This is a genomic window from Micromonospora violae (genome assembly GCF_004217135.1).
Lineage (GTDB): Bacteria > Actinomycetota > Actinomycetes > Mycobacteriales > Micromonosporaceae > Micromonospora > Micromonospora violae.
This window is the reverse complement of record NZ_SHKK01000001.1, coordinates 4,005,390-4,030,513: the sequence shown is the minus strand read 5'-3', so window position 1 is coordinate 4,030,513 and position 25,124 is coordinate 4,005,390. Positions and strand designations below refer to the sequence as shown.

The 25,124-nt window shown below is 72.0% G+C and carries 23 protein-coding genes, 1 tRNA gene and 1 pseudogene; 15 read left to right on the top strand and 10 right to left on the bottom strand.

All coding sequences use genetic code 11. The features are described from left to right. The first annotated feature begins 181 nt into the window (after window positions 1-181). The gene (locus tag EV382_RS17745; protein WP_112582592.1) at window positions 182-628 is read left to right on the top strand and encodes an SRPBCC family protein; all 447 of its coding nucleotides are present in this window, start codon (window positions 182-184) and stop codon (window positions 626-628) included. 278 nt (window positions 629-906) lie between these two features. Here EV382_RS17745 and aceE read toward each other — a convergent pair whose 3' ends face one another. After that, a complete protein-coding gene (gene aceE / locus EV382_RS17740) occupies window positions 907-3,645 on the bottom strand; it encodes a pyruvate dehydrogenase (acetyl-transferring), homodimeric type (RefSeq protein ID WP_130403336.1) in 2,739 nt (912 codons plus the stop codon). Between the two features lie 171 nt (window positions 3,646-3,816). Here aceE and EV382_RS32810 point away from each other — a divergent pair, with 171 nt between their 5' ends. Both EV382_RS32810 and EV382_RS17730 read left to right on the top strand, forming a co-directional pair. Next, the gene (locus tag EV382_RS32810) at window positions 3,817-4,158 is read left to right on the top strand and encodes a hypothetical protein (protein WP_165435819.1); all 342 of its coding nucleotides are present in this window, start codon (window positions 3,817-3,819) and stop codon (window positions 4,156-4,158) included. Between the two features lie 27 nt (window positions 4,159-4,185). Continuing rightward, window positions 4,186-4,590 carry a YjbQ family protein gene (locus EV382_RS17730; RefSeq protein ID WP_165435818.1) on the top strand — a complete coding sequence of 135 codons (405 nt, stop codon included), beginning with the start codon at window positions 4,186-4,188 and terminating at the stop codon, window positions 4,588-4,590. Between the two features lie 84 nt (window positions 4,591-4,674). Here EV382_RS17730 and EV382_RS17725 read toward each other — a convergent pair whose 3' ends face one another. After that, the gene (locus EV382_RS17725; RefSeq protein WP_130403332.1) at window positions 4,675-6,321 is read right to left on the bottom strand and encodes an alkaline phosphatase D family protein; all 1,647 of its coding nucleotides are present in this window, start codon (window positions 6,319-6,321) and stop codon (window positions 4,675-4,677) included. Between the two features lie 275 nt (window positions 6,322-6,596). On the opposite strand from EV382_RS17725, the gene EV382_RS17720 reads away from it, so the two are divergent. The 5 genes and pseudogenes from EV382_RS17720 (at window position 6,597) to EV382_RS17700 (ending at window position 10,832) form a co-directional block, all read left to right on the top strand. Beyond that, the gene (locus EV382_RS17720; RefSeq protein WP_244236963.1) at window positions 6,597-7,001 is read left to right on the top strand and encodes a MarR family winged helix-turn-helix transcriptional regulator; all 405 of its coding nucleotides are present in this window, start codon (window positions 6,597-6,599) and stop codon (window positions 6,999-7,001) included. A gap of 51 nt (window positions 7,002-7,052) precedes the next feature. Continuing rightward, window positions 7,053-9,581 (top strand): annotated as a pseudogene (locus EV382_RS17715) (thiamine pyrophosphate-dependent enzyme). A 112-nt stretch (window positions 9,582-9,693) separates the two neighbouring features. Further along, window positions 9,694-10,131 carry a DUF3052 domain-containing protein gene (locus tag EV382_RS17710; protein ID WP_117673355.1) on the top strand — a complete coding sequence of 146 codons (438 nt, stop codon included), beginning with the start codon at window positions 9,694-9,696 and terminating at the stop codon, window positions 10,129-10,131. 90 nt (window positions 10,132-10,221) lie between these two features. Further along, entirely contained in the window at window positions 10,222-10,686 is a 465-nt protein-coding gene (locus tag EV382_RS17705; RefSeq protein WP_130403326.1) for a peroxiredoxin, read from the top strand. A 74-nt stretch (window positions 10,687-10,760) separates the two neighbouring features. Beyond that, window positions 10,761-10,832 (top strand) — tRNA-Val (locus EV382_RS17700). 75 nt (window positions 10,833-10,907) lie between these two features. Here the strand turns inward: EV382_RS17700 and EV382_RS17695 are convergent. Then, on the bottom strand, window positions 10,908-11,495 hold the full coding sequence (locus EV382_RS17695; protein WP_130403324.1) for a TetR/AcrR family transcriptional regulator: 588 nt from the start codon (window positions 11,493-11,495) through the stop codon (window positions 10,908-10,910). Window positions 11,496-11,579: 84 nt separating this feature from the next. Here EV382_RS17695 and EV382_RS17690 point away from each other — a divergent pair, with 84 nt between their 5' ends. Both EV382_RS17690 and EV382_RS17685 read left to right on the top strand, forming a co-directional pair. Next, window positions 11,580-11,996: a nuclear transport factor 2 family protein gene (locus tag EV382_RS17690; protein WP_130403322.1), complete on the top strand. Its 417-nt coding sequence runs from the start codon at window positions 11,580-11,582 to the stop codon at window positions 11,994-11,996. Further along, window positions 11,993-12,196, top strand: coding sequence for a heavy-metal-associated domain-containing protein (locus tag EV382_RS17685; RefSeq protein WP_110565658.1), 204 nt, complete (start codon window positions 11,993-11,995; stop codon window positions 12,194-12,196). The genes EV382_RS17690 and EV382_RS17685 overlap by 4 nt, the downstream gene beginning before the upstream one ends. A 115-nt stretch (window positions 12,197-12,311) precedes the next feature. Here EV382_RS17685 and EV382_RS32805 read toward each other — a convergent pair whose 3' ends face one another. From EV382_RS32805 to EV382_RS17660, 5 genes are all read right to left on the bottom strand, one after another. Then, the gene (locus EV382_RS32805; RefSeq protein ID WP_165435817.1) at window positions 12,312-13,697 is read right to left on the bottom strand and encodes a hypothetical protein; all 1,386 of its coding nucleotides are present in this window, start codon (window positions 13,695-13,697) and stop codon (window positions 12,312-12,314) included. Further along, window positions 13,694-14,197 carry a SigE family RNA polymerase sigma factor gene (locus EV382_RS17675; RefSeq protein ID WP_130403320.1) on the bottom strand — a complete coding sequence of 168 codons (504 nt, stop codon included), beginning with the start codon at window positions 14,195-14,197 and terminating at the stop codon, window positions 13,694-13,696. Before EV382_RS17675 ends, EV382_RS32805 begins: the two co-directional genes overlap by 4 nt. Window positions 14,198-14,285: 88 nt before the next feature. Beyond that, window positions 14,286-15,029 (bottom strand): SDR family NAD(P)-dependent oxidoreductase, encoded by a 744-nt coding sequence (locus tag EV382_RS17670; protein ID WP_130403318.1) that lies wholly within the window; start codon window positions 15,027-15,029, stop codon window positions 14,286-14,288. Between the two features lie 94 nt (window positions 15,030-15,123). Then, the gene (locus EV382_RS17665) at window positions 15,124-15,771 is read right to left on the bottom strand and encodes a Pr6Pr family membrane protein (protein ID WP_130403316.1); all 648 of its coding nucleotides are present in this window, start codon (window positions 15,769-15,771) and stop codon (window positions 15,124-15,126) included. Continuing rightward, window positions 15,768-16,988 carry a glycosyltransferase gene (locus EV382_RS17660; protein WP_165435816.1) on the bottom strand — a complete coding sequence of 407 codons (1,221 nt, stop codon included), beginning with the start codon at window positions 16,986-16,988 and terminating at the stop codon, window positions 15,768-15,770. The genes EV382_RS17665 and EV382_RS17660 overlap by 4 nt, the downstream gene beginning before the upstream one ends. Window positions 16,989-17,053: 65 nt before the next feature. On the opposite strand from EV382_RS17660, the gene EV382_RS17655 reads away from it, so the two are divergent. Both EV382_RS17655 and EV382_RS17650 read left to right on the top strand, forming a co-directional pair. Further along, entirely contained in the window at window positions 17,054-17,590 is a 537-nt protein-coding gene (locus EV382_RS17655; RefSeq protein ID WP_165435815.1) for a GNAT family N-acetyltransferase, read from the top strand. Window positions 17,591-17,682: 92 nt separating this feature from the next. Continuing rightward, window positions 17,683-18,825, top strand: coding sequence for a polysaccharide pyruvyl transferase family protein (locus tag EV382_RS17650; protein WP_130403310.1), 1,143 nt, complete (start codon window positions 17,683-17,685; stop codon window positions 18,823-18,825). Between the two features lie 8 nt (window positions 18,826-18,833). Here the strand turns inward: EV382_RS17650 and EV382_RS17645 are convergent, their stop codons facing one another. Next, window positions 18,834-19,040, bottom strand: a complete 207-nt coding sequence (locus tag EV382_RS17645; RefSeq protein ID WP_030330229.1) for a hypothetical protein — start codon at window positions 19,038-19,040, stop codon at window positions 18,834-18,836. 82 nt (window positions 19,041-19,122) lie between these two features. Between EV382_RS17645 and EV382_RS17640 the strand changes: the two genes are divergently transcribed. The 3 genes from EV382_RS17640 to EV382_RS17630 all read left to right on the top strand — a co-directional run bounded on the left by EV382_RS17640 (window position 19,123) and on the right by EV382_RS17630 (window position 24,505). Next, window positions 19,123-19,641 (top strand): DinB family protein, encoded by a 519-nt coding sequence (locus EV382_RS17640; RefSeq protein WP_130403308.1) that lies wholly within the window; start codon window positions 19,123-19,125, stop codon window positions 19,639-19,641. A 554-nt stretch (window positions 19,642-20,195) separates the two neighbouring features. Then, entirely contained in the window at window positions 20,196-23,591 is a 3,396-nt protein-coding gene (locus EV382_RS17635) for an SNF2-related protein (protein ID WP_425271991.1), read from the top strand. Next, entirely contained in the window at window positions 23,588-24,505 is a 918-nt protein-coding gene (locus EV382_RS17630) for an SWIM zinc finger family protein (protein WP_130403306.1), read from the top strand. The genes EV382_RS17635 and EV382_RS17630 overlap by 4 nt, the downstream gene beginning before the upstream one ends. A gap of 25 nt (window positions 24,506-24,530) precedes the next feature. Here EV382_RS17630 and EV382_RS17625 read toward each other — a convergent pair whose 3' ends face one another. Then, a complete protein-coding gene (locus EV382_RS17625) occupies window positions 24,531-24,788 on the bottom strand; it encodes a DUF3040 domain-containing protein (protein WP_130403304.1) in 258 nt (85 codons plus the stop codon). Window positions 24,789-25,124 lie beyond the last annotated feature (336 nt).

Here is a 25,124-nt window from a genome sequence, read left to right as displayed (position 1 = left end):
CCCGGTCAACGTGAAACGTGCTCGGGACTTTAGGACGATCTCGATGAATGCGCCATAGGCCGGCCTGGCGCAATGCGCAATGGTTGATCGGCGTGTCTTTTTCCGAACCCGTCCAGGTAAGTCCGATTTAGCGCATAGAGTGCCGATATCGTGTGATGTCCTCACCGGAGGAAAGACGGAAATGATCCTCGTGGAACGCAGTGCGCACGTGGCGGCGCCAATTGAAGTGGTCTGGGATGTCGTGCAGCGGGCCGAGCAGTTGCCGGCCTGGCTGGCCGGGGTCCGCGCGGCCGAAGTGCTCTCGGGAGAGGGCTTCGGGCGGCGACAACTTGTCCAGGCGGGGCGCGGCTCGGCGCATGAGGCCGAGGTGATCGCCTACCAGGAGCCGACGCTGATCGGCTGGCGGGAACGGGCGAAGGGCGCCGGTGCTCGGGCGGAGGCGCGCACCGAGATCTACGTCCAGCTCACCGGAGACGAGGAGGAGGGCGGAACCATCGTGCGCCTCATCGTGGTCCGCTGGCCGGCCGGCCCGGTCAAGGCGGCCCTGCTGCGCCTCGGACTGCGTCGGGTCGGCGCCGACCTGGAGGACTCGCTGGCCCGGCTCACCGACCTGGCCGCCGTCGGCTGACGAGCGCCCATCCTCCCGGCGTCACCCGCGACGGCGGTGGTCCGGATCCCCGCCAGGGCCCCGGACCGCCGCCGCCCCCGCGTCCCGCCCCCGCCCCCCGCTGCGGTCGATCATGGAGTTGTGGTGCCCGGTGAGTGATGGTTCGAGTGCTTCGTCCCCCACCACAACTCCATGATCGACGCACCCGGCACCGCTCACAACGCCCGCCCGCGGTGGAGGGGTGGTCGTACCGAAAAGGGCCCGGCGCAGATGCGCCGGGCCCTTCTTTCGGTGCTGGATCAGCTGTCGCCGCCGGTTTCGCCCACTGGGGCGGCGTTGACGTCGTCGATCGCGTACTTCTTGGCGGCCTCGGCCGGCACCGTGGCCGGCACCGCGCCGCTGCGGGCGAGCTGCCGCAGCGTGGCCACCACGATCGACTCCGCGTCGACGTGGAAGTGCCGGCGCAGCGCGTGCCTGGTGTCCGACATGCCGAAACCGTCGGTGCCGAGCGACGTGTAGTCGCCGGGTACCCAGCGGGCGATCAGATCCGGTACCGCGCGCATGAAGTCGCTGACCGCGATCTTCGGCCCGTCCGCATCGGCCAGCTTCTGCTGGATGTACGGAACCTTCGCCTCGGCGCCCGGGTTGAGCAGGTTGTACTCCTCGGTCTCCACCGCGTCGCGGCGCAGCTCCGTCCAGGAGGTGACCGACCAGACGTCGGCGCCCACCCCCCAGTCCTGGGCGAGCAGCTGCTGGGCCTTGAGCGCCCACTGCATTCCGGTGCCCGAGGCGAGCAGGTTGGCCTTCGGCCCGTCGACCTGCGGTGCCGGCGAGTAGCGGTAGATGCCCTTGAGCAGGCCCTCCACGTCCACGTCGGCCGGCTCGGCCGGCTGCAGGGTCGGCTCGTTGTAGACCGTCAGGTAGTAGAAGACGTTCTCCTGCGCGTCCCCGTACATCCGGTGCAGACCCTGCTCCAGGATGTGCGCGATCTCGTACGCGAACGCCGGGTCGTACGCCACCACGGCCGGGTTGGTGGCGGCGATCAGCAGCGAGTGCCCGTCCTCGTGCTGAAGGCCCTCACCGTTGAGCGTGGTGCGACCCGCGGTGGCGCCGAGCAGGAAGCCCCGGGCCATCTGGTCGGCCGCCGCCCACAGCCCGTCGGCGGTCCGCTGGAACCCGAACATCGAGTAGAAGATGTACATCGGGATCATCGGCTCGTCGTGCGTGGCGTACGCCGAGCCGGCCGCGGTGAACGAGGCCACCGAACCGGCCTCGTTGATCCCCTCGTGCAGGATCTGCCCGGAGGTCGACTCCTTGTACGACAGGAACAGCTCGCGGTCGACCGAGGTGTAGCGCTGGCCGTGCGGGGAGTAGATCTTCGCGGTCGGGAAGATCGAGTCGAGACCGAAGGTGCGGGCCTCGTCCGGAATGATCGGCACCCAGCGCTTGCCGAACTCCTTGTCCTTCATCACGTCCTTGAGCAGCCGGACGAAGGCCTGCGTGGTGGCCACCTTCTGCTTGCCCGAGCCGCGCTTGATGTCGGCGAACCGCTCCGGGCCGGGGATGGCCAGCCGCTTGGTGCTGGTTCGCCGGGACGGCAGGTATCCGCCGAGCTGCTCGCGCCGCTCCTTGAGGTACGCCATCTCGTCGGACTTCTCGCCCGGGTGGAAGTACGGCGGGAGGTAGGGGTTCTCCTCCAGAGCCGAGTCCGGGATGTCCAGGTAGAGCCGGTCGCGGAAGGTCTTCAAGTCCTCCAGCGTCAGCTTCTTCATCTGGTGGGTCGCGTTGCGGCCCTCGAAGTGCGAGCCGAGCGTCCAGCCCTTGATCGTCTTCGCCAGGATGACGGTGGGCTGACCGGTGTGCTCGGTGGCCGCCTTGTAGGCCGCGTAGAGCTTGCGGTAGTCGTGCCCACCCCGCTTGAGGTTCCAGATCTCGTCGTCGCTGAGGGGCTCGACCATCTTGCGGGTCCGTGCGTCACGGCCGAAGAAGTGCTCCCGCACGTACGCGCCCGACTCCGCCTTGTAGGTCTGGTAGTCGCCGTCGGTCGTGGTGTTCATCAGGTTGACCAGCGCACCGTCGGTGTCCGCGGCGAGCAGCGGGTCCCACTCACGGCCCCAGACGACCTTGATCACGTTCCAGCCGGCACCCCGGAAGAACGCCTCCAGCTCCTGCATGACCTTGCCGTTGCCCCGGACCGGGCCGTCCAGCCGCTGCAGGTTGCAGTTGATCACGAAGGTGAGGTTGTCCAGCTCCTCGCGGGCGGCGACGCCGATGGCACCGAGCGTCTCCGGCTCGTCCATCTCGCCGTCGCCGAGGAACGCCCAGACGTGCTGCTGGGAGGTGTCCTTGATGCCCCGGTGCTGCATGTACCGGTTGAACCGGGCCTGGTAGATCGCGTTCAGACCGCCGAGACCCATCGAGACGGTGGGGAACTCCCAGAAGTCCGGCATGAGCCGAGGGTGCGGGTACGAGGGCAGCCCACCACCGGGGTGCGACAGCTCCTGACGGAACCCGTCGAGCTGGTGCTCGCTGAGCCGCCCTTCCAGGAACGCCCGCGCGTACATGCCGGGGGAGGCGTGGCCCTGGTAGAAGATCTGGTCGCCGCCGCCCGGGTGGTTCTTGCCCCGGAAGAAGTGGTTGAAGCCCACCTCGTAGAGCGAGGCCGAGCTGGCGAAGGTGGAGATGTGCCCGCCGACGCCGATCTCCGGGCGCTGCGCCCGGTGCACCAGCATGGCGGCGTTCCACCGGACGTACGCCCGGATCCGCCGCTCGACGTGCTCGTCACCCGGGAACCAGGGTTCGCGCTCCGACGGGATGGTGTTGATGTAGTCGGTGGTGGTCAGGGGGGGAACCCCGACCTGGCGTTCACGGGCCCGCTCCAGCAGGCGCAGCATGACGTAGCGGGCGCGTTTGGCGCCGCGCTCGTCGATGACACCATCAAGCGACTCGACCCATTCGCTGGTTTCTTCAGGGTCGATGTCCGGAAGCTGGCTCGGTAGGCCGTCGCTGATCACCGGGCGCTTGCGTTCCGTAGCCACAGGCGTTCCCTCGGGTGTGTGTGGGATAGGTCTCTAGCGCCATCCTGCCCCCTGGTGGCACCTGTCGTCACGTCTAGGTGCCCCCGACGCGATGCTCAACACAGGTACTCGCCGGTAACTTAGCGCTACGACCCGCTTTTGGCGCTTGTTCTGGCTTCCTACCGTGGTGGGATGAACGGACGACGAGTGCTTGTCGGCGGTGTGCTGCTGGCGGTCGGGGTGCTCCCGGCGGTCCCTGCGACCTGGGTGCTGGTGTCGGGTGAGCCCGCTGCGCTCCCGATCGTCATTTTCGGTCTGGCCGCCGCCGTCTTCGGTGCGGCCCAGTTGCGTACCGGTCTGCGGGAACCTGCCGCCCCCAGGGTGCGGCCCGTGCCCGGCCAGCGCCGCAGGCACGCCGACACCAGCATGCCCGCGACCTACTACGGAAGCGACTCCGGCGGCTGGGACTGGGGCGGTGGTGATTCCGGCGGTGGTGGTGGTGGGGACTCTGGCGGCGGTGGCGGCGGCTCCTGAGCCCTGCCCTGCGGCAGAATGCGACGTATGCGCAGCGACGTGATCACCGTCCAGACCGGGTCCCGGCCGACCGTCCGGGACATCACCGCCGAGGCCCAGCAGTTCGTCTCGGGCGAGGACGACGGCCTGCTGCACGTCTTCGTGCCGCACGCCACCGCCGGCCTGGCGATCATCGAGACCGGGGCGGGCTCCGACGACGACCTGCTCAGCGCGCTGGCCGACCTGCTCCCCACCGAGGACCGCTGGCGGCACCGACACGGCTCGCCCGGGCACGGCCGCGATCACGTGCTGCCGGCGTTCATCCCGCCGTACGCCACACTGCCGGTGCTCGGCGGCCGGCTGGCACTGGGCACCTGGCAGTCGATCTGCCTGGTCGACACCAACGGCGACAACCCGACCCGCCAGGTCCGCTTCTCCTTCCTGCCCGGCTGACCGCCCGGCCGCCCCGCGTCACGATCCACCCGGCATCCTGCCGTCCCTCGGCGGGAGAGGGCGGATCGTGACGCGCCAGGCGGGTTACGGGCGGACGGTCTCCTGGTCGACGGTCTGCTGACCGAGGTCGACGGACGGCGCGCCGCCCCGCAGCGCCGACGGCAGCGGGTTGTCCGCCGTCTGGTTCAGGCCCGGCACCCGGTCCTCGATCACGAACGACGCCCGGGTGTACGCGGGCGCGTCCGGCCGGCTGACGTACGGCAGCACGTCGAAGTCGGCGGCGAGCTGCCCCGGGGTGATCGTGGTGCGCACGTACCCCCGCAGGTTGTTCTGGAAGCGCAGGTGCGGGTTGAACGCGAACCACGGGTGCGAGCCGGACGCCGAGTCCGCGCCGTCACCGGTCGAGGTGATCGAGGAGCAGACCAGCTCGGTGCCAACGGTGCGTGAGGTCGGGTCGGCGTAGTCCAGCTTGAGATCGCTGGCCCAGTGGGCGTGCACGTCGCCGGTCAGCACCACCGGGTTGCGTACCCCGGCGGCCAGCCAGCCCCGGGTGATGCGGTCCCGGGAGGCCACGTAGCCGTCCCAGGCGTCCATGCTGGTGACGGTGAGCGGGCCGGAGTTGTTGTCCCGCTGCGCGAAGAAGACCTGCTGACCCAGGATGTCCCACTGGGCGTCCGAGCGGCGGAAGCCGTCCAGCAGCCACGCCTCCTGCTCGGCCCCGGTGATCGACCGGGCCGGGTCGGATGCCGCGGCACAGTCCCGGTAGCCGTCGCCGCAGGCCTGGTCATCGCGGTACTGCCGGGTGTCGAGCAGGTGGAACGTGGCCAGCCGCCCCCAGCGCACCCGCCGGTAGAGCTGCATGTCGATGCCGCGGGGGATCGTGGTGCGCCGCAGCGGCATGTTCTCGTAGTACGCCTGGAACGCCGCCGCCCGCCGCGCGGGGAACTCCGGGTCCGGCGCCTCGGGCACCTCGTCGGCCCAGTTGTTCTCCACCTCGTGGTCGTCGAAGACCACCGCCCACGGCGCCACCGCGTGCGCGGCCTGCAGGTCGGGGTCGGTCTTGTACTGGGCGTGCCGCTGCCGGTAGTTGGCCAGCGTCCGGGTCTCCGGTCCCTCGTGGTCACGGGGGTTGCCACCGGGCACGTTGTAGGTGTCCGGGGCGTACTCGTACTGGTAGTCGCCCAGGTGCAGGATCAGCTCCGGCTCGGTCTCGGCCAGCCGCCGGTAGGCGGTGAAGTAGCCGTGCTCGTACTGGGAGCAGGAGGCGAAGCCCATCGCGAGGGCGGCGGGCATGGTCCACGGTGCCGGGGCGGTGCGGGTGCGCCCGGTCGGCGAGATGTGCCGCTCGGCCCGGAACCGGTAGAAGTACTCGCGCCCGGCCAGCAGGCCGGCCAACTCCACGTGCACGCTGTGCGCCGAGCGGGCGCGGGCGACCGCGACCCCGCGGCGCACCACGTGCCGGAACCGCTCGTCGGCGGCCAACTCCCAGTGCACCGGCACGTCGCGGTCCGGCATGCCGCCGAGGCCGTCCTCGGCCAGTGGCTGCGGGGCCAGGCGGGTCCACAACACGAACCCCTCGTGGTCGGGGTCGCCGGAGGCCACCCCGAGGGTGAACGGGTAGGCCAGCGGCCGGCCCGCCGCCGCGCCGGCCGCCGCCGGCAGCCCGGTGACCGCGCCCGCGGCGCCGATCGCGGCGCCGGACAGCAGGATGGTACGTCGGGACAGTGACACGAATCCTCCCCAGAGTCCGATCTTCGTGACTCCGGGAGCCTCGCTAGCCCCGGTGGCCGACAGGTGACAGCGAGTGGCCCTGCTCGTCGCCGGCAGTCGAACACCGATGACCGCAGTCGATTCGTGCTGGTCGCCGCCCGGCCGGGGATCCGGACGGCCGGGCCGGGCCGACGATGCCCGTCACTGCGTACGATGTGGCAGTGACGCAGCAGGTGAGTCCCGCGGCGGGCGCACCGGTGGATCGCGCCGCTCTCGCCGTCGACGTGGTGCGCCGGATGGCGCACGTCACCGCCGCGCTGCGACACCGGCAGGGCTCCGCGTTCGCCGAGTTGGGCCTCACCCCGGCGGCGGCCCGGGCGCTGCGGGAGTTGGACCCGGACCACCCGCTGCCGGCCCGGGACCTCGCCGGTCAGCTGGGTTGCGACCGGTCGAACGTGACGGTGCTGGTCGACAAGCTGGAGCAGGCCGGGTTGGTCGAGCGCCGTACCGACCCGACGGACCGGCGGCAGAAGACGCTGCTGGTGACCGGCGAGGGGCGGGTCGTGCGAGCCCGGGTGATCGAGGTGATGTCCGACTCCCGACTCCTGTCCGGGCTCACCGACGAGGAGCTGAGCACCCTTCGTGACCTGGTCTGGAAGGTGTCCGACGGCGGCTGTCCGGAGTCCTGCGGGCCGGAGTGAGCACAGCCCTGCCGGCCGTGTCCCACTGGGCGAGCAGGCCTTCCGTCGGTAATGCTGTCCGACGTGACCACCCCGCAAGATCTCGACGACCGCTTCCGGGAGACGCTGGCGGCGCTGCCCGCCGCCGAGCGGCGGCGTGACCCCGCCGACCCGGTCACCGACGACGCCCCACTGACCGGTGCGCAGCTGCTGGACCTGTTCGACGCGCAGGTGACCAGCCGGCAGCTCGACCTGGCCGGCCGCTGGTTGCGCAGCTTCGGGGAGGGTTTCTACACCATCAGTTCGGCCGGGCACGAGGGCAACGCCGCGGTCGCCGCCGCGTTGCGTCCCACCGATCCGGCGCTGCTGCACTACCGTTCGGGCGCCTTCTACTGCCTTCGTGCCGCCCAGGCCGCCACCGCCCAGGCTGCCACCGACACCGGGCCGACCGCAGCCGAGACCACTCAACCCGGGCCGACCGCCGCCAAGACCGCCACCGACCCCGGGCCGACCGCAGCCCAGGCCGCCACCGACACCGGGCCAACCACGGCCCAGACCACCGACGCGCAGGTGTCCGAATCGGAGCCCCCCGGGCCGCCGCCGACCTCGGCCGACAACGGCTTCGCGGCGTACGCCGACGCGGCCCGGGACGTGCTGCGGGGGATGGCCGCGTCCAGCCTCGAACCGATCGCCGGCGGCCGGCACAAGGTGTTCGGCCGCGCCGACCTGGCCATCGTGCCGACCACCTCCACCATCGCCTCGCACCTGCCGCGCGCGGTCGGGATGGGACTGGCCGTGGAGCGGCTGCGCCGGCTGGACAGCGCTGGACGGCGTACCGGGGCGGGGGTGCGGGTCGGCAGCGGCGCGGGCGCGGCACACGCCCCCTGGCCACCGGACGCGATCGTGGTCTGCTCCTTCGGTGACGCGTCGGTCAACCACGCCAGCGCCACCGCCGCCTTCAACACCGCCGGCTGGTACGACCACGCCGGGCTGCGGATCCCGGTGCTCTTCGTCTGCGAGGACAACGGACTGGGCATCAGCGTCCGTTCGCCGGAGGGCTGGGTCGAGGCGACGCTGCGGGCCAAGCCGGGCATCCGGTACTTCAGCGCGGACGGGGTCGACCCGGTGCAGACGTACGCGGTGGCGGCGGAGGCCGCGGCGTGGGTGCGCCGTAACCGGCGGCCGGCCGTACTGCACCTGCGTACCGTCCGGCTGATGGGGCACGCCGGGGCGGACGCGGAGTCGGCGTACCGCAGCCCGGCCGAACTGGCCGAGGACCTGAACCGGGATCCGCTGGCCGCCACCGCGCGGCTCCTGGTCGACGCCGGCGTGGCCAGCGGCGAGGAACTGCTGGCCCGGTACGACGAGACCGGCTGGCAGGTACGCCGGCTGGCCGAGGAGGTGCTGGGCGAGCCGAAGCTGGCCTCCGCGGCCGACGTGGTGTCGGCGTTGGCGCCCCGCCGTCCGGTGCGGGTGGCGCGGGCGGTGGCCGACGCCGCGGCGCGGGCCAGCGGGCCGGGCGCGGGCGCGCGGGCGGAGGCGTTCGGCGGCAAGCCGCCGGAGCTGGCCGGGCCGATGACCCTGGCGCAGAGCATCAACGCCGCGCTCGCCGACGGGATGCTCGACCACCCGCAGATGGCGATCTTCGGTGAGGATGTGGCCGCCAAGGGCGGCGTGTACGGGGTGACGAAGGGGCTGCGCGACCGGTTCGGGGCGGCCCGGGTCTTCGACACCCTGCTCGACGAGACGTCGGTGCTCGGGTTGGGCCTCGGTGCCGGGCTGGCCGGGATGCTGCCGGTGCCGGAGATCCAGTACCTGGCGTACCTGCACAACGCCGAGGACCAGTTGCGCGGTGAGGCTGCCACCATGCGGTTCTTCTCGCAGGGGGCGTTCCGCAACCCGATGGTGGTGCGGGTGGCGGGGCTGGCGTACCAGGAAGGGTTCGGCGGGCACTTCCACAACGACAACTCGGTGGCCGTACTGCGGGATGTGCCCGGTCTGGTGATCGCGGTGCCGGCGCGGCCGGACGATGCCGCGCCCATGCTGCGGACCTGCCTGGCGAGCGCGGCGGTGGACGGCAGCGTCTGCGTGTTCCTGGAGCCGATCGCGCTTTACCACACCCGTGACCTGTACGCGGAGGGCGACGGGGAGTGGTTGGCCGGCTATCCGGAGCCGGGTGGCTGGGTGGCCGGGCACGTGCCGATCGGGCGGGCCCGGGTCTACCGGGTCGGCTCGGCGGACGATCTCACCATCATCACCTTCGGTAACGGGGTGCGGATGTCGCTGCGGGCCGCGGCCGTCCTCGCCGACGAGGGGGTGGGCACCCGCGTGGTGGATCTGCGCTGGTTGGCTCCGCTGCCGGTGGCCGACATCATCCGGGAGTCCTCGGCAACCGGCCGGGTGCTGGTGGTGGACGAGACGCGCCGCTCCGGCGGGGTCGGCGAGGGCGTGATCGCCGCGTTGGTCGACGCCGGATATGTCGGCGCCGCACGTCGAGTGGCGGGAGTTGACTCGTTTGTACCATTAGGTCCGGCAGCACGTCACGTACTGGTCTCCGCGGAAGCCATTACCGACGGTGCCCGTACGCTGCTGGCACGGTAAATTCCGTTCCACCCGGTGCGCCACTTGCGCGCGGACGCACAAGTGTGTGGACTTTGCCTGACGGCGTCGCACCGACGCCGCGAGCAGGGATGAGATGAGGAGGCACGCGACAGTGAGCGCGACCGCTGGTCAGGCCGCCGACGGGGTACGCAGCCTGGCGGACCGGTTCGGAATCGAACCGGGGATGGTCGTCATGGAGATGGGGTACGACGAAGACGTCGACCAGGATCTCCGAGACGCCCTGACCGACCGCTGTGGAGATCTGGTCGACGAGGACACCGACGAGGTGGTCGACGCGGTGCTGGTCTGGTACCGGGACGGCGACGGTGACCTCTTCGAGCTGCTCGTCGACGCCCTCGGCCCGCTGGCCGACAACGGCGTCGTGTGGCTACTCACCCCGAAGGCGGGGCGCGAGGGGCACGTCGAGCCGAGCGAGGTCGCGGAGTCCGCGCCCACCGCCGGCCTTCAACAGACCTCGACCGTCAACGCCGGCCGGGACTGGAGCGGCGCACGTCTGGTGCTGCGTCGAGGGGCCAAGGCCAAGAAGTAACCCCTGCGCCGCCGCACGCCCCGACGGTCCGCCCACCGCCGGGTGGCAGGCTGCTGCCGTACTCCCAACTCGACGCGAGGAGAGTTCCCAATGCCCATCGAGGTTGGTGCCGAGGCGCCGGACTTCGTGCTCAAGGACCAGAACAACCAGGAGGTCCGTCTCTCGGACTTCCGGGGCAGGCGCACCGTGCTGCTGGTCTTCTACCCGCTCGCCTTCACCGGCACCTGCCAGGGCGAGTTGAGCGAGGTGCGCGACAACCTCGGCGAGTACGTGAACGACGACGTCCAGGTGCTGACGGTCAGCGTCGACTCGGCCTACAGCCACAAGATCTGGGCCGACCGCGAGGGCTACCAGTTCCCGATGCTGGCCGACTTCTGGCCGCACGGCGGTGTCGCCCAGGCGTACGGGGTCTTCAACGACGTCGCCGGCTTCGCCAACCGGGGCACCTTCGTCATCGACAAGACCGGCGTAGTCCGCTTCGCCGAGATGAACGGCCCGGGCGAGGCCCGCGACCAGCAGGGCTGGCGCAAGGCCATCGCCGAAGCGGCCGGCTGACCGGGGTACGCCGTGCGCCCGGGTCGGTGGTGGGCAGGTAAGCTTGCCAGCCACCGGCCCGCCGCGGGCGATCCGGGCGCGTAGCTCAGTGGGAGAGCACTCGCCTTACAAGCGAGGGGTCGCAGGTTCGAAACCTGCCGCGCCCACCCTTCACCACCACCGACATCACCTGTGCCGAGGCGCCGTCTGGCGTTGGCGACGTATCGAGTGGGTCGACGCAGTCATGATCCAGGGTGCAGCATCCTGATCAGGACGGTACGCAGCGCGTTGGCGGCCTCGGCTGGAGACATTCGGCCGGCGTCGACCTCCTCGCCGGCGGCGTGACCGAGCTTGATGGTGATCGTGGCCAGCCAGCTGGCCGGGAGCCCGTTGTCGAACTCGCCGCTCGCCTGACCGCGCTGGATCACGCGGTTGATCCGGTCGGTGACCGGTGCGTGGCGTTCCTCGTCCACCTGCGGGGTCACCGGAAGCGACGCGATCTGCTGGACGAGGACCGGATGGCGCCCGGCGGTCCGGGCACCGGCCTCGAGGACGCGGATCAGCGCGTCCGTGGCCGATCCGTTGTCGGGGTCGGCGGCGTCCATCGCGGCGACGGCCTCGTCGGTGATCCGTCGCACGACCGCCGCCATCAGGTGCTCGCGGGACGGGAAGTGGGCGTAGACGGTCTGCCGGGTCACGCCGGCGGTGCTGGCGATGGCGTCGAGGCTCGCGTCGGGCTGCGCGTCGAGCAGTCGGACTGCCGCGTCGAGGATCGCGCTGCTGTTGCGGCGTGCGTCGGCACGGCGGTTGCGGTCTGCTGAGGCGGTCATCTTTTACACCTTGCCAAAGTTGTCGGAGGTCGATATTTTACAAGCTGTCTAGTTTCATCGAATCACAAGCTGACGGCGGGTGACATGGGCGGCCTCGATGGCAGCGATCCGAAAGAGTTCATCGTCAACTTCTTCACCTCCTTCATGAACGATCTGGTTCACGGCGACGAGGATCCGGCAGTGGTCGTCGACCGGTACCACACGCCCGACATCGTGCAGTTCGCCGACGGCAACCTGATGGATCGCAGCAAGCTCATCGCGCACACCCGCCCGGCACGGAAGCACCAGACCGGCACCCGGTGGGAGGTGCACGAGGCGATAGCGGACGGGGACCGGATCGCCGCCCGCTACACACTGCACTTCCACACCTCGAAGCGGGCCGGCAGTGTGGACGTCCACTTCTTCGGGCAGTTCGCCGACGACGGGCGGATGCGTCAGGCGCACCTGCTCACCCGTTCCGTGCCGGCCAGGGCCAGCGACCGCGGGCAGGTGTCGCAATGACCGTCAGCAGCTATCGCGTGATCGGTATGGCCTGCGGGCACTGCGCGGGCTTCGTCACCGAGGAGATCGAACGGATTCCCGGTGTCACCGCCGTGGCGGTGGACGTCGAAGGCGACACCGCCACGGTGACGAGCGACCGACCTCTCGACATCGCGGAGGTGCGTGCCGCCGTGGAGGAAGCCGGTTACGAACTGCCCTGACTGTCACTCACCCGTCTGCCGACGGTTTCGTCCAGTTCGGGCAGGCTGCTCAAGCACCTGGCCTTCGTCGAGGGCCTCTACTTCTCGCCGGAGCTGACCGGACGGTCCGGAGTGATCAGTGCAGAACACCGTCGCCGTCGCGCTGATCCCGCCGATCGAGCCACCGCCGAACCCGTCCGCGAGCGCCGTAGAGAACAGCCCCCGCGACGAGCATCATCGCCAGTCCTGTCCAGAGCCAGAACCGTCCACCCACCCCGCCCGGCGGCTGCGCGTCGCGGACCCGCCCGCCGCGGATCACCTGATCGGCGACATCGACGGCGTTCACCTGGGCGGGCGCGGTCAGCACGGTCCGTGGTGCGGTGGCACCAGGGGTGAGCGCCAGCACCCGTACGCCGCTCGCCTGCTCGGCCGGCGCGGGTGGCTGGGCCTGCTCCTCCAGCGGACGTTCGGGCGCCTCCAGGTCCTCCTGGTAGGCGGCCACCAGCGCCGAACCGTCCGGTGCCCAGCCGAGCAGCCGGATGGCGACCGCCCCCGCCACGGCGGGTAGGCGGAGCGACTCGTCGTCGCGCCCGGTGCGAGGATCGACCCGGTGCAGGGTCCACTCGCCGGTGGTCGGCTGTCGGGTGGCCAGCGTCAACGTGGCACCGTCGGGGCTCCACGCACCCTTGCCGGCCAGCGAGGATCCGTCGGGCAGCGGGAACGAGGAGAGTTCCCGACCCTGCATGTCGGCCACCGTGACGGTGCGGCCGGCCTGGTAGGCGAGTCGACCCGGGGCGGCGGCGACAATTGATCCGAAGCGCGCCTCTTGCGCGCCGGAGGCCAAGGCGGTCCAGCGCCCGCCGTCCACCGGGACGATGCTCAGCACCGACGTGTAGGTGGCGCCAGCGAAGGCGACCGGCACCTCGTCCCGGACGACCAGCGACGCGCTGTCGGCCGCCCAGCCGACCGGCGTGCTCGCCACGGTGTTGGTGACGCTGGACTTCAGCTGCCGGGTCCGGCCGGTGGCCAGGTCGACGACGTCGATGCCGGGTTCGTCCTCGTCGCCGTCCGGTCGGGCGAGGTGCTGGCCGTCCGGGGAGAGGTGGACGGTCTCGCCCGCCGCCACCTGCCCACCCACCCGCATGATCCGATAGTGGTCGGCGTCCGCGCCGACCAACCCGACGACGCTCGCGTTGTTCCAGCCACGCAGCCGTGGTGCGGGGCCAGTGAAGATGACCGAGGCGGACCCGAGCCGGGGACGGTCGGAGACGTGCAGTGTGCCGATGGGCGGCAGGCCGAGCCGGTCGGGCAGCGCGGCGTCCGCAGCGGCGGGGTCGATGGCAGGGATATGGGTCAGCGGCACCACCACCCCGGTCAGCGCGAGCAGCACCACCACCCCGGCCGCGGCGGCCAGTCGGCGGCGGCGGGAACGACGGGCGGTGGCGACCGCGCGGTCGTACACGGGGTAGGTGGGCACGTCCTCGGCGGCGGACCGCAGCGCGTCGCGGAGTCGAGCGGTCATCGGGTGCTCCTCTCCGCGGCGGTGTCGATCAGGTCGGGGGCGACGGCTCGGAGTCGACGCAGGGCGTCGTGAGCGTGGCGCTTGACGGTGCCGACAGAGCAGCCGAGCAGGTCGGCGACCTGCGACTTGGTGTGATCTTCGTAGTAGCGCAGCACGATGACGGCCCGTTGGCGGGGGGTGAGGTGGCGCAGCGCGGCGGTGAGGCTCAGTCGCAACGCGGTGCTGTCGGTGTGGTCGCCGCCAGCACGTTCGGTGGGTTCGGCCTCGAGTCGTTCGGCCAGGCGGCGGCGTCGCCACCAGGAGACCTGCTGGTGGTACATGACGCGACGGACGTAGGCCTCGGGGTCGCCGTCGCGGATGCGTCTCCAGTGGCGGTACGTGCGTGCCAGGGCGGTCTGGACCAGGTCCTCGGCGAGTTGGTGATCGCCGGTGAGGAGGTACGCGCTCCGGGACAGGGCAGGCGAACGGTGCACCACGAACTCGTGGAACGTCTCGGTCATGCCCACCTCCTCAGTGAGGAAGACGCCTCCGGCGCGGTAAACGGTTGAGGACGGGCGCGCCGGAGAATGACCGGCGCGCCCGCGGTTCTCAGCTGGTGAAGCCGCCGTCCACGTTGACCACCGCACCGGTCACGTAACCGGCCTCGGGGCTGGCCAGGTGCGCGACGGTGGCCGCGATGTCGGCGGGGCGAGCGTAACGGCCGAGGGCGGTGAACCCGGCGATGGCCGCCGCGTTCGGCCCGTCCGCCGGGTTGGCGTCGGTGTCCGTGGGCCCCGGGTTGATCAGGTTGACGGTGATGTTTCGGGAGCCCAGTTCCCGGGCCAGGCCCCGAGTCAGTCCGACCAGAGCGGTCTTGCTCATCGCGTAGAGCGTCAGCCCGGGAAAGACCGCCCGTTCACCGACGTTGCTGCCGATGCTGATGATCCGTCCGCCCTCGCCCAGGTGCCGCAGCGCCGCCCGCGCGGCGACGTACGGTGCCCGGATGTTGACCGCGACGGTCTGCTCCACCTCCGTCATTCCGAGCTCGTCCACCGCGCCGACCAGGAACACGGCGGCGTTGTTCACCAGGATGTCCAGCCGGCCCAGTTCGGCGGCTGCCCGGTCGACCGCGCCCGTGACGGCGGTCGGGTCGGCGCCGTCGGCCTGAATCGCCAGCGCCCGTCGGCCCAGCGCCTCGATCCGCTTCACCACGGTCGCGGCCTGCTCGGTGTCCTGTCGGTAGGTCAGCGCCACGTCGGCCCCGTCCTGAGCCAGGCGCAGGGCGATGGCGGCTCCGATGCCCCGGGAACCGCCGGTCACCAGGGCCACCTTGTTGTTGAGTGTCGTCGTCATGCCAACGATCATCTGGTCGGCGGGCCGTGCCGTCTGGCGGCCATCGGACCCCTCGTTCGGACCTCCAGGTCCGATACCCGCGATCCGCCAGACGTCAGCCTGCGGGGCCGCCGGACAACCCATCACACCGCCGCCGGGTCAGGCGGACGGCGGTCAGTGCGATCAGGACCAGCGTGAGCCCGAAGAGCAGGGCGTTGAGGGCGACGGTGGGGTAGCCGAGTCGGGGTACGTCGAGGAACGGGTAGAGGTAGCGGTCCTCGGCCTCGCCGAAGGCGCCCCGGAGCAGGATCACCGTCAGCCACAGCAGCGGGTAACCGAGCAGGCTGACCGCGTACGCCGGACGGAGCGCGACCCGAGGTCGGCGGTGAAGCCACTGGGCGGCGGCCAGCGGCGGTGCCACGGCGTGCAGCAGCAGATTGCCGGCGTCGGAGATCGTCCCGCGAGCGTCGGGGTTCGCCACCATGGCGTAGCCGCTCCACGGGTTGGCCAGCACGAGGACGAAGACCAGGGCGGTGCCGACGAGGTAGACGGTGAGCGCGGTGCGCAACCGGTCGCCGCAGCCGGCCAGCAACACCACCAGGTAGGCAATGTTGACCTGCACGGTGAAGTAGAACAGCAGCTCGACGGGCTCGTCGCGGGCGGCGACCCCGGCGAGGGCCAGCCCGACGGCGACCACCACCGCCGTGCTCACCCGCAGGGCCCGGTCGACCAGCGCCACCTTCGCCGCGTCGATGGATGTCACGACGGCCACCCGCGCCCGGTCTCCGACGCTGGGCTGACGGGCGGCAGCGACGCGTACAGCGTGGCCAGTTCGGTCAGGTAACGCTCGGCGGACCAGTCCGCCGCCGCCGCGAGCCCGTCCCGGATCACTGCCGCGCGTAGCTCCGGCTCGGTCAGCAGCCGGGTGAGCAGCGCCGCGAACGCCGCTCCGGTGGGCTCGGCGACCGGCCGGGGAGTGCCGGTGCCGGGCCGTTCGGCGAGCAGAGTGTCCACCATGGCCACCGGCAGTTGGTACGCCTCGGCTTCGGCGAGCACCAGGCCCTGCGTGTCGGTGGTGGAGGTGAACGCGAGCACGTCCGCCGCCCGGTAGTAGGCGCCGACCCGGTGGCGAGGCGCCGGACGGAGCAGGTGCAGCCCGCCGCCGACGCCGTACCGGTGGGCCATCCGGCGGACCGCGAGCCGGTGCCGTCGGGCCCCGAGCAGCACCAGCTGGGCGGTCGGCAACACGCGGCGGACCTGGGCGAACGCGGCCAACAGCAGCTCCGGGTTCTTCTCCGGCGTGGCCCGGCCCACCGCGAGCAGCACCGGCGCGTCCGCCGGAATGCCCAGCCGGGCCCGTACCCGCCGCCGGTCGTCGGCGTCCGCGTGCGGCGCGGCGGCCGGGGTCGGCAGGACCACGATCGGGGTACGCCCGGCCATCGTCGCCATCATCGTCGCGGTCTTCGGCGACGGGGCGATCAGGACAGTGGTGTGGGCCAGCAGGGTTCGCCCGAGGGCCGCCAGTCGGGCCTGTCGACCTGGTCCGGGGCGGGCGAGCGCCCACAGGTCCCGCACCCGCCACCGCAGGCCCAGCCGCAGGCCGGCGTACGCGGCCCCGATGGGGATCTCCGGGTAGTACGCCGCGTACGCGACGAGGTCGGTGTGCCAGGTCAGCACGGTCGGTACGCCCCGGGCGGCGGCCCAGCGTAGGCCGGCGACGCCGAGCGGGCCGGTGGTGTGCACGTGCACCACGTCGACCGGTGCACCCGGCGGTCGGGGCAGCGCCAGCCGGTACGGCCGGGTCGGTACCGACAGCGAGGGCACCTCGCCGGGTCGGCGGCGAACCCGGGACAGTGGGCCGGGGCGGTACAGCACGACCCGGTGCCCGGCGGCGCGCAGGAGCGCCACTGTGGTGCCGACCGAGGTGGCCACCCCCTCCGGGTTGGTGAGGTGGCTGTCGCTGACATGGGCGATCCGCACGGTGCCATCGTCGCTAAGCCGCGCACCCCCGGGCGTCCCGTGCGCCCGCTGGGGAAAACGTTGGCGTGTCCGGACCGGTTCTGTTCCACTACCCGCTGGCCGCGAGGGAAGGGGAGGACACGGTGGAGTTGACGCTGACACCGATGACGGCAGCGGAGTTGGCCCGCTTGCAGGGGCCACTGGAGCAGGGGTACGCCGAGGATCTGGTGGCCCACCGGGGATTGACCCCGGAGGCGGCCCGCGAACGGTCGGCCAGCCAGATCCGGGAGTCACTGCCGGCCGGCGCGGCCACCGAGGGGGCGCTGCTGCGAGTTGCCCGGGTCGGTGACACCGAGGTCGGCTGGATCTGGGTGACCCTGCCGGCGGCCGGTGCCGCGCGCCAGGCGTGGATCCACAACATCGAGGTGCACGAGGAGCACCGGGGACGGGGACACGCCCGCCGGATGATTCAGCTCATCGAGGCCGAACTCGCCCAGCTCGGTGTGCCCGAACTGGGTCTGAACGTCTTCGGGACGAACACCGTGGCGATCGGCCTCTACCGCAGTCTGGGCTTCGAGGTCACCTCGCAGCAGATGGCGAAGCGAATCAGCCCGGCGGGCTGAGCTGGCAATGCCCCAGGGACGGTCCCCTCGGCAGGACTGTTCACCCGCCCAGCGGGAAACCGGCGCGGACCGCACCTGGGGAGGAGCGACGGATGACGCACGGCGCCGGACTGACCATCGGTGTGCTCGGCTCGTACGGTGGGCGAAACCTCGGCGACGAGGCGATCCTCACCGGCCTGCTCACCGATCTGCGGACGCAGGAACCAAACGCCCGGATCATCGTCTTCTCCCGGAACCCGGAGCACACCCGGGCAGCGCATCCGGACGTCGAAGCGGTGCCGTGGGAGGGCGTGAGCCGTACCGACTCGGCCCTGGTCCTGGCCCAGCTCGACCTGCTCATCCTGGGTGGAGGCGGCATCCTGTACGACCGGGAGGCCCGCCGTTACCTGCGGGTGGTCCGGGTCGCCCAGGAGCGAGGCCTGCCGCTGATCACGTACGCGGTGGGGGTCGGGCCACTCAGCGACGGGGTGGACACCGGCATGGTCCGGGAGACGCTCTCCAGCGCCACCCAGGTGACCGTCCGGGACCAGGAGTCGCGGATGGTGTTGGAGGAAGCAGGCCTGCTCAACCCGATCACCGTCACCGCGGACCCGGCGTTCCTCCTGGAACCGGAGGAGTTCCCGGCCCACCTGCTGGCCGAGGAGGGGGTGCCGGTCGGCAAGCGGCTGGTCGGGATCAGCGTGCGGGAGCCGGGCCGGGCCGCCGAACGCCTCGACGTGGATGGGTACCACCGGCTGCTGGCCCAGATCGGTGACTTCCTGGTGCACCGGATCGACGCGTACGTGCTGTTCGTGCCGATGGAGCGCGACGACATCCGGCACGCCCACGGGGTGCTGTCGCACATGGTCGCCGCCGAGCGCGGTCGAATCCTGCACGGCACCTACTCTCCGCAGCAGGTGCTGGGGCTGATGCGCCACTTCGACCTGGTCGTCGGCATGCGCCTGCACTTCCTGATCTTCGCGGCGATGGTCGGTACGCCGTTCCTGCCCCTGCCGTACGCCGGCAAGGTCTTCGACCTGGCCCAACGGCTCGGGGTGCCGGCGCTACGCGGCGTGGAGCGGGAGGTCGAGGGGCCGCTGCTGGCCGAGGTCGACCGACTCTGGGACGAGCGGGACCAGCGTGCCGAGGCCACCGCGCGACGGGTGGCGGAGGCGTGCGATCAGGCGCGGGGCACCTCGGAGGTCACCCGGGGTGTGTTGGAGAGCCTGCGCAGCCAGCACCTCACCCGCGTCTGAGCGGGCGGTCACACCGCCGGCCCGGTCCACCGGTAACGCCACTCGCGGGCGTCCTCGCGGAAGTTCTCCAACTCGTAGATCTGCGCGTCGGCCAGCCCACCGGAGCCGAGGTGATGGTGGGTCAGCGGCGGACGACCGTTGCTGTCCAGTTCGACGGTGATGGTCTGCCCGTCCGCCGTGCCGCCGACGAGAGGGATCTGCACGGATGAAGCCATGCGCCCATCCTGCCCGTCGTAGCGCCTGCCCGCAGCGGATAGCGGGGCAGCGGGGGACCCCTCCCGTGGCTAGGGTCGGTGGATGGAGCAGACGATCGATCCCACGCTCGGTCCGGTGCTCGCCCGCACCGGCGACGAGCGCGCCGTCCTGACCTCATTCCTCGACTTTCACCGGAACGTGTTGCTGCGCAAACTGCGCGACCTCTCCGACGCCGACGCCCGCCGCCGGCTGGTGCCCTCGGCGACCACGCTCGCCGGGCTGATCAAGCACCTGACCATGGTCGAACGGAACTGGTTCCCGACCCTGTTGGCTCCCGAGCCCGGCGACGTCTACCTGACCTCGGAGGAGGACGCGGTCGCCAGCTTCACACTCGGCGAGCAGGAGACCATCGTCGGGCTCGTCGACGCGTACGAGCGGGCCTGCGCCCGATCCCGGGCGGTCGCCGCGAGCCTCGACCTCGACCACGTGGTGCCGCACCCGCAGCTCGGCGAGGTGTCGCTGCGGTGGATTCTGGTGCACATGATCGAGGAGACGGCCCGGCACGCGGGCCACGCCGACATCCTGCGCGAGCTGACCGACGGCGAGTGCGGCGCGGTCTGAGGCACCGAGTCGCTGCCGTCTCTGCCGTCTCTGCCGTCTCTGCCGTCTCTGCTGGCCCTGCCGGCCCTGCCGGCCCTGCCGTCTCTGCCGTCCCTGCCGTCCCTGCCGTCCCTGCCCTGCTGGCCGAAGCCGCCGCTGGACGTGACCGCTCAACCGCCCGCTCCACCGCCCGCCCGCTCCACCGCCCGCTCCACCGCCCGCCCGCTCAACGGCACGGCCGTCGATCATGCATTTGTGGTGCCCGGTTTTGCGGCCTTTCTCCCTTTGGTCCTTCATGATCCACTCGGGTTTCAGGAAGTCGGCCGGTTACTGGGCCTGGGATACCGCGACTTCAAGGAACGCGAGTGGATCAACCCTCGTCCGAGGCGTCCGAAGCGTCCGGCGCGCCGGGTTGGCCGGGGCGGCCGGGGCCACCGGGGCGGCCGGGGCCACCGGGGCGTCCGGGGCGACCGGGGCGTCCGGTGGGGTAGCAGCGGTGGCGCCGGTCGGTGGGGCGCGTGGTCGCTCAGCGGGAGCCGCCTATCCTGGTCGCGGGCGACGACGAGGGGGAGCAGGTGCTGGTCATCCACGGGCTGTGGTTGCCCTGCGCCAGCCCGACCGGTGCCAGCTCGACCGGCGGCCTCGCCGTTTGGGCCGAGGACAGCGCCGCGCCGATCCCCGCTCCGCGTCCGGGCCGCCCGGCCCGGGAGCGCCCGCACCCCTTCGCCGCCGGGCACAGCGATCTGGCCGCCGTCCTCGCCGAGGCCGCCGAGCCGACCCGGCCTGACACGGCGCTGCTCACCCTGCCGACCCTGGCGGGCGCGCCGACCGACTCACCCGAGCTGATCCGGACCACCGTCGCACCTGCGGCCCGCGGCCGGCTCACCCTGGCCAGGTGGCGGGTCCCCACCCTGGTGTACGCCCCGGACGACGCCCTGTCGCTGCTCCACGCCCTGGACGACATCCCGGCGGTACCCGGGGCCACCCTGCGGCACTTCGCCGAGCTGGCCGACTTCGCCGCCGACCTGGTGACCCGGGGGCGGGTCCTCCCCGGCATACGCACGAGGATGGGCGACCAGCCGCCCGGCGCTGGCGTGACGGTGGGAGATCAGTCACCCGGCACCGGCGCGACGATGAGGTCCGGCGCTGCCGAGCAGGTGCCCACGCAGGCGGTCTGGCGTTCGTTGCTGACCGGCACCGACGCCGCCTGGGCGCGATCGCTGGCGCTGGCCCTGCCACCCGCCGCCCGCGCGGCCATGCCGCCCACTGCCGCCGCCCTGCCGCCGTCCACCGTGAGCGCCGTCGGGCCGCCTACCGTGAGCGCCGTCGGGCCGCCTACCGTGAGCGCCGTCGGGCCGCCTACCGTGAGCGCCGTCGGGCCGCCCACCGTGAGCGCCGCCGGGCCGTCCGCCGGGAGTGCTGCCGCCGACACTGCGGCGACCGTTGGTGCGGGCGGGCCCGAGCTGACCGCCGCCGCGCTGGTCGCGGACGCGCTCGACGCGTTGACCGACGCCGCCGCGCGGGCCGCGCTGGCGAACACCACGCTGGCCCGGGGGGTGCGCCCGGGTGGTCCGGCGCCGGCTTGGTTGGCCGCGCTCGCCGGCCCGCAACGCGACTTCACCATCGACCCGGCCGGGCTGGCCACCCTCACCTCCGAACTGGACGCGTGGCAGCGCGACGCGGCCGGTGGCCCGGTGCGGGCCAGTTTCCGCCTGGTGGAACCGGCTCCCGACGAGGTCACCGAACCGATCCTGGCCACCCGGGCGGTGCCCGCCGACAGCGCGCCACCACCGGTGGACTCGACCGGCGGCGGGCGCTGGCGGCTGGAGTTCGGGTTGCAGGCCGCGGACGAGCCCGGCCTGCACGTCGACGCGGGGGAGATCTGGCGGGCCCCGCAGGCGCTCGGTGGGCTGGCAGGCCGGACGACCAGCCCGCAGGAGACCCTCCTCGCCGAGCTGGGCCGGGCCAGCCGGCTCTGGCCGGACCTGGACGCCGCCCTGCGTACCGCAGCCCCGGAGGCGATGGAACTCGACGTCGAGGGGGCGCACCGGTTCCTCAGCGAGGGCGCTCCGGTGCTGCACGCGGCCGGTTTCGGGGTGCTGCTGCCGTCCTGGTGGCAGCGCCCGTCGGCGCGCCTGGGCGCCCGGTTGCGGGCGCGTAGCCGCACCGCGCCGGGCACGGTGGGTGGCACCGAGGGTGGTGTCGGTCTGGACGCCCTGGTCGATTACCGGTGGGAGATCGCGCTCGGCGACCAGCCGTTGTCCGCCGAGGAGTTGGCGGCGCTGGCCGAGATGAAGACCCCATTGGTACGCCTGCGTGGCCGGTGGGTGGAGCTGGACCCGGGGCGGCTCGCGGCCGGGTTGCGCCTGCTCCGCTCCGCGGGCGAGTTGACCGTCGCCGACCTGCTCCGCCTCGGGTTGGCCGACGGCGACGCCACCGGCGCGCTGCCGGTGCTGGAGGTGACCGCCGACGGGGCGCTGGGTGACCTGCTCGCCGGCGCGGTCGAACGGCGGCTCACCCCGCTGGACCCACCGCCGAGCTTCCAGGGGACGCTGCGGCCGTACCAGCAGCGTGGGCTGGCCTGGCTGGCCTTCCTGCGCTCACTCGGCTTGGGCGGTGTGCTCGCCGACGACATGGGGCTGGGCAAGACGGTGCAACTGCTCGCGCTGCTCGCCGGGGACCCGCCGGAGGCCGGACCGACCCTGCTGGTCTGTCCGATGTCGCTGGTCGGCAACTGGCAGCGGGAGGCGGCGCGGTTCACCCCGACGTTGCGGGTGCACGTACACCATGGTGCCGAGCGGGCCCGGGGGGCGGAGTTCACCGCGGCCGCGCACGGCGCGGACCTGGTCCTGACCACCTACTCGGTGGCGGCCCGCGACGCCGCCGACCTGGCCGGCATCGACTGGCACCGGGTGGTGGTGGACGAGGCGCAGGCAATCAAGAACGCGTCGACCCGGCAGGCCGAGGCGGTGCGCGCGCTGCCCGCCCGGCAGCGGGTGGCGGTGACCGGTACGCCGGTGGAGAACCGCCTCGCCGACCTCTGGTCGATCATGCAGTTCGCCAACCCGGGCCTGCTCGGGCCGGCCGCGACGTTCCGCAAGCGGTTCGCCGAGCCGATCGAGCGCAACGGCGACGCCGAGGCCGCCGAGCGGCTACGCCGGATCACCGGCCCGTTCGTGCTGCGCAGACTCAAGACCGACTCGTCGATCATCTCCGACCTGCCCGAGAAGCTGGAGATGGAGGTGCTCTGCAACCTCACCGCCGAGCAGGCCGCGCTGTACCGGGTGGTGGTCGACGACATGCTCGCCCGGATCGAGACCAGCGACGGCATCGAACGGCGCGGCCTGGTGCTGGCCACCATGACCCGACTCAAGCAGGTCTGCAACCACCCCGCCCAGTTGCTGCGCGACGGTTCGCCGTTGGAGGGCCGCTCCGGCAAACTGGCCCGGCTCACCGAGATCCTGGAGGAGGTGCTGGCGGCGGGGGAGAAGGCGCTGCTCTTCACCCAGTACGCCGAGTTCGGTGCGATGCTGCGCGGTCACCTCTCGGCGCGGTTCGGCCGGGAGGTGCTGTTCCTGCACGGTGGCCTCGGCAAAGCCGAGCGGGACGCCCTGGTGCAGCGCTTCCAGTCGGCGGAGGGTCCACCGCTGTTCGTCCTGTCCCTCAAGGCCGGCGGCACCGGGCTGACCCTGACCGCCGCGAACCACGTGGTGCATGTGGACCGGTGGTGGAACCCGGCGGTCGAGGACCAGGCCACCGACCGGGCGTTCCGGATCGGGCAGCGCCGACGGGTGCAGGTCCGCAAGTTCGTCTGTGCCGGCACGGTCGAGGAGAAGGTGGCCGCGTTGATCGCCGACAAGCGCAGCCTCGCCGAGCGGGTGGTCGGCACCGGCGAACAGTGGATCACCGAGTTGTCCACCGGCCAGTTGCGGGACCTGTTCGCCCTGGAGGCCGGGGCGGTGGTGGAGTGAGCGAGCGGAGCACCGACCGGTTCGCCGACTACGGGCGTCCCCGCCGGGTCGACGGGGGCCTGCGGGCGCGCAGCGCCCGGGGCGCGATCGGCCGGTCCTGGTGGTCGCGGCGTTTCCTGGAGGTGCTGGAGTCGTTCGCGCTCGGCACCCGGTTGACCCGGGGCCGTTCGTACGCGCGGGCCGGTCAGGTGCTCACGCTCGACATCGCACCCGGACGGGTCAGCGCGGTGGTGCAGGGTTCCCGGCCGAAGCCGTACCAGGTGTCGATCGCGCTGAAACCGTTCCCGGCCGCGCTCTGGTCCCGGATCGAGAACGAGCTGGCCGGGCAGGCGTTCTTCAGCGCCCGGCTGCTCGCCGGGGACCTCCCCGACGAGTTGGAGGAGCTGTTCGCCGCCGCCGGCGCGCCGCTCTTCCCGACCGCCGTGGACGAGTTGACCCAGCGCTGCAACTGCCCCGACTTCGCGGTGCCGTGCAAACACCTCGCCGCGACGTTCTACCTGCTGGCCGAGGCGTTCGACGCGGACCCGTTCGAGCTGCTGCACTGGCGTGGTCGGTCCCGCGCGGAGTTGCTCGACGCACTGCGCGCCCGGCGGGCCGCCGCCACCGGCGTCACCCCGACGACCGAGCCGGTCGATGTGCCGTCCGAACCGGACGGTGTGCCGTCGACAGTGGACGTCGGCGCGCCGGTCGGTGCCGCCCGCGCGCTGATCGGGCTTTCGGCGACGCCGTTGGCGGAGGCGGCGGACCGGTTCTGGTCCGCGCCGGTGCCGCTGCCGGATCGGCCGCCCCGACTGGTGACCGGCACCGACCTGCTGCTGCGCCAGCTCGGCGCGCCGGCCCCGGCCATCGGTGGGCCGGGACTGCTCGAACGGTTGCGTCGCGCGTACCGGGCGTTCGGCCCGGCCGACCGGTGAGCGGTGCCGTCGAGCGGTTGAGCGGTCACGTCCAGCGGCGGCGGAACCGCCACATGACGGCGGCGTTGGCCACCAGGACCACCGCGCAGATCGCGCCGGTCAGTCGACCGGCGAACACGGCTATCGCCGGCAGCGACGCCCACAGCACGATGGTCAACAACATCAGGTAGCGGCCCCTGCGGGCCCGGACCCGGTGGTCCAGCTTCTTGAAGAAGGCCGGGTCACTTTCCCGGAGCTGACGGGTGATCTGGTCGAATCTGCGCTGATCCTCTTTGCTGAGCATGGCGCTGCCTTCCCCTCACGCGTCCAGCGGTTCGGCGGCATACCCGCTGCGGTGGCGGCTCACGCTCGCCCGGTGCTGCTACTTTTCCTCCACGCGAGCGCGTCTCAGGTCCGGCTTACCCGGGCCTTAAGTTTGTCTTTGGTGGTGAACGACGCCGAAAGTGTCGGCTACGGCGCCAAGGTCCGATCCGTGCGCGGCTGCCGCACGTACCCCCTGCTGGGAAGGTCTGCGGGCGGCTACGCCCTGCGGCCCGCCGCCGAGGTCGTACTGAGCGGTGTCTTAAGTGCCCTCACGGGGGTGATCCGGCTGCCTTGAAGGGCCCTGAGGCCTTAGTTA

Coding starts and splice junctions, on each gene's coding strand:
- EV382_RS17625 (WP_130403304.1), bottom strand. CDS start 24,788: ATGCTCAGCAAAGAGGATCAGCGCAGATTCGACCAGATCACCCGTCAG.
- EV382_RS17705 (WP_130403326.1), top strand. CDS start 10,222: ATGCCCATCGAGGTTGGTGCCGAGGCGCCGGACTTCGTGCTCAAGGAC.
- EV382_RS32810 (WP_165435819.1), top strand. CDS start 3,817: ATGAACGGACGACGAGTGCTTGTCGGCGGTGTGCTGCTGGCGGTCGGG.
- EV382_RS17690 (WP_130403322.1), top strand. CDS start 11,580: ATGGGCGGCCTCGATGGCAGCGATCCGAAAGAGTTCATCGTCAACTTC.
- EV382_RS17670 (WP_130403318.1), bottom strand. CDS start 15,029: ATGACGACGACACTCAACAACAAGGTGGCCCTGGTGACCGGCGGTTCC.
- EV382_RS17720 (WP_244236963.1), top strand. CDS start 6,597: ATGGCGCACGTCACCGCCGCGCTGCGACACCGGCAGGGCTCCGCGTTC.
- EV382_RS17675 (WP_130403320.1), bottom strand. CDS start 14,197: ATGACCGAGACGTTCCACGAGTTCGTGGTGCACCGTTCGCCTGCCCTG.
- EV382_RS17685 (WP_110565658.1), top strand. CDS start 11,993: ATGACCGTCAGCAGCTATCGCGTGATCGGTATGGCCTGCGGGCACTGC.
- EV382_RS17640 (WP_130403308.1), top strand. CDS start 19,123: ATGGAGCAGACGATCGATCCCACGCTCGGTCCGGTGCTCGCCCGCACC.
- EV382_RS17650 (WP_130403310.1), top strand. CDS start 17,683: ATGACGCACGGCGCCGGACTGACCATCGGTGTGCTCGGCTCGTACGGT.
- EV382_RS17645 (WP_030330229.1), bottom strand. CDS start 19,040: ATGGCTTCATCCGTGCAGATCCCTCTCGTCGGCGGCACGGCGGACGGG.
- EV382_RS17695 (WP_130403324.1), bottom strand. CDS start 11,495: ATGACCGCCTCAGCAGACCGCAACCGCCGTGCCGACGCACGCCGCAAC.
- EV382_RS17745 (WP_112582592.1), top strand. CDS start 182: ATGATCCTCGTGGAACGCAGTGCGCACGTGGCGGCGCCAATTGAAGTG.
- EV382_RS32805 (WP_165435817.1), bottom strand. CDS start 13,697: ATGACCGCTCGACTCCGCGACGCGCTGCGGTCCGCCGCCGAGGACGTG.
- EV382_RS17730 (WP_165435818.1), top strand. CDS start 4,186: ATGCGCAGCGACGTGATCACCGTCCAGACCGGGTCCCGGCCGACCGTC.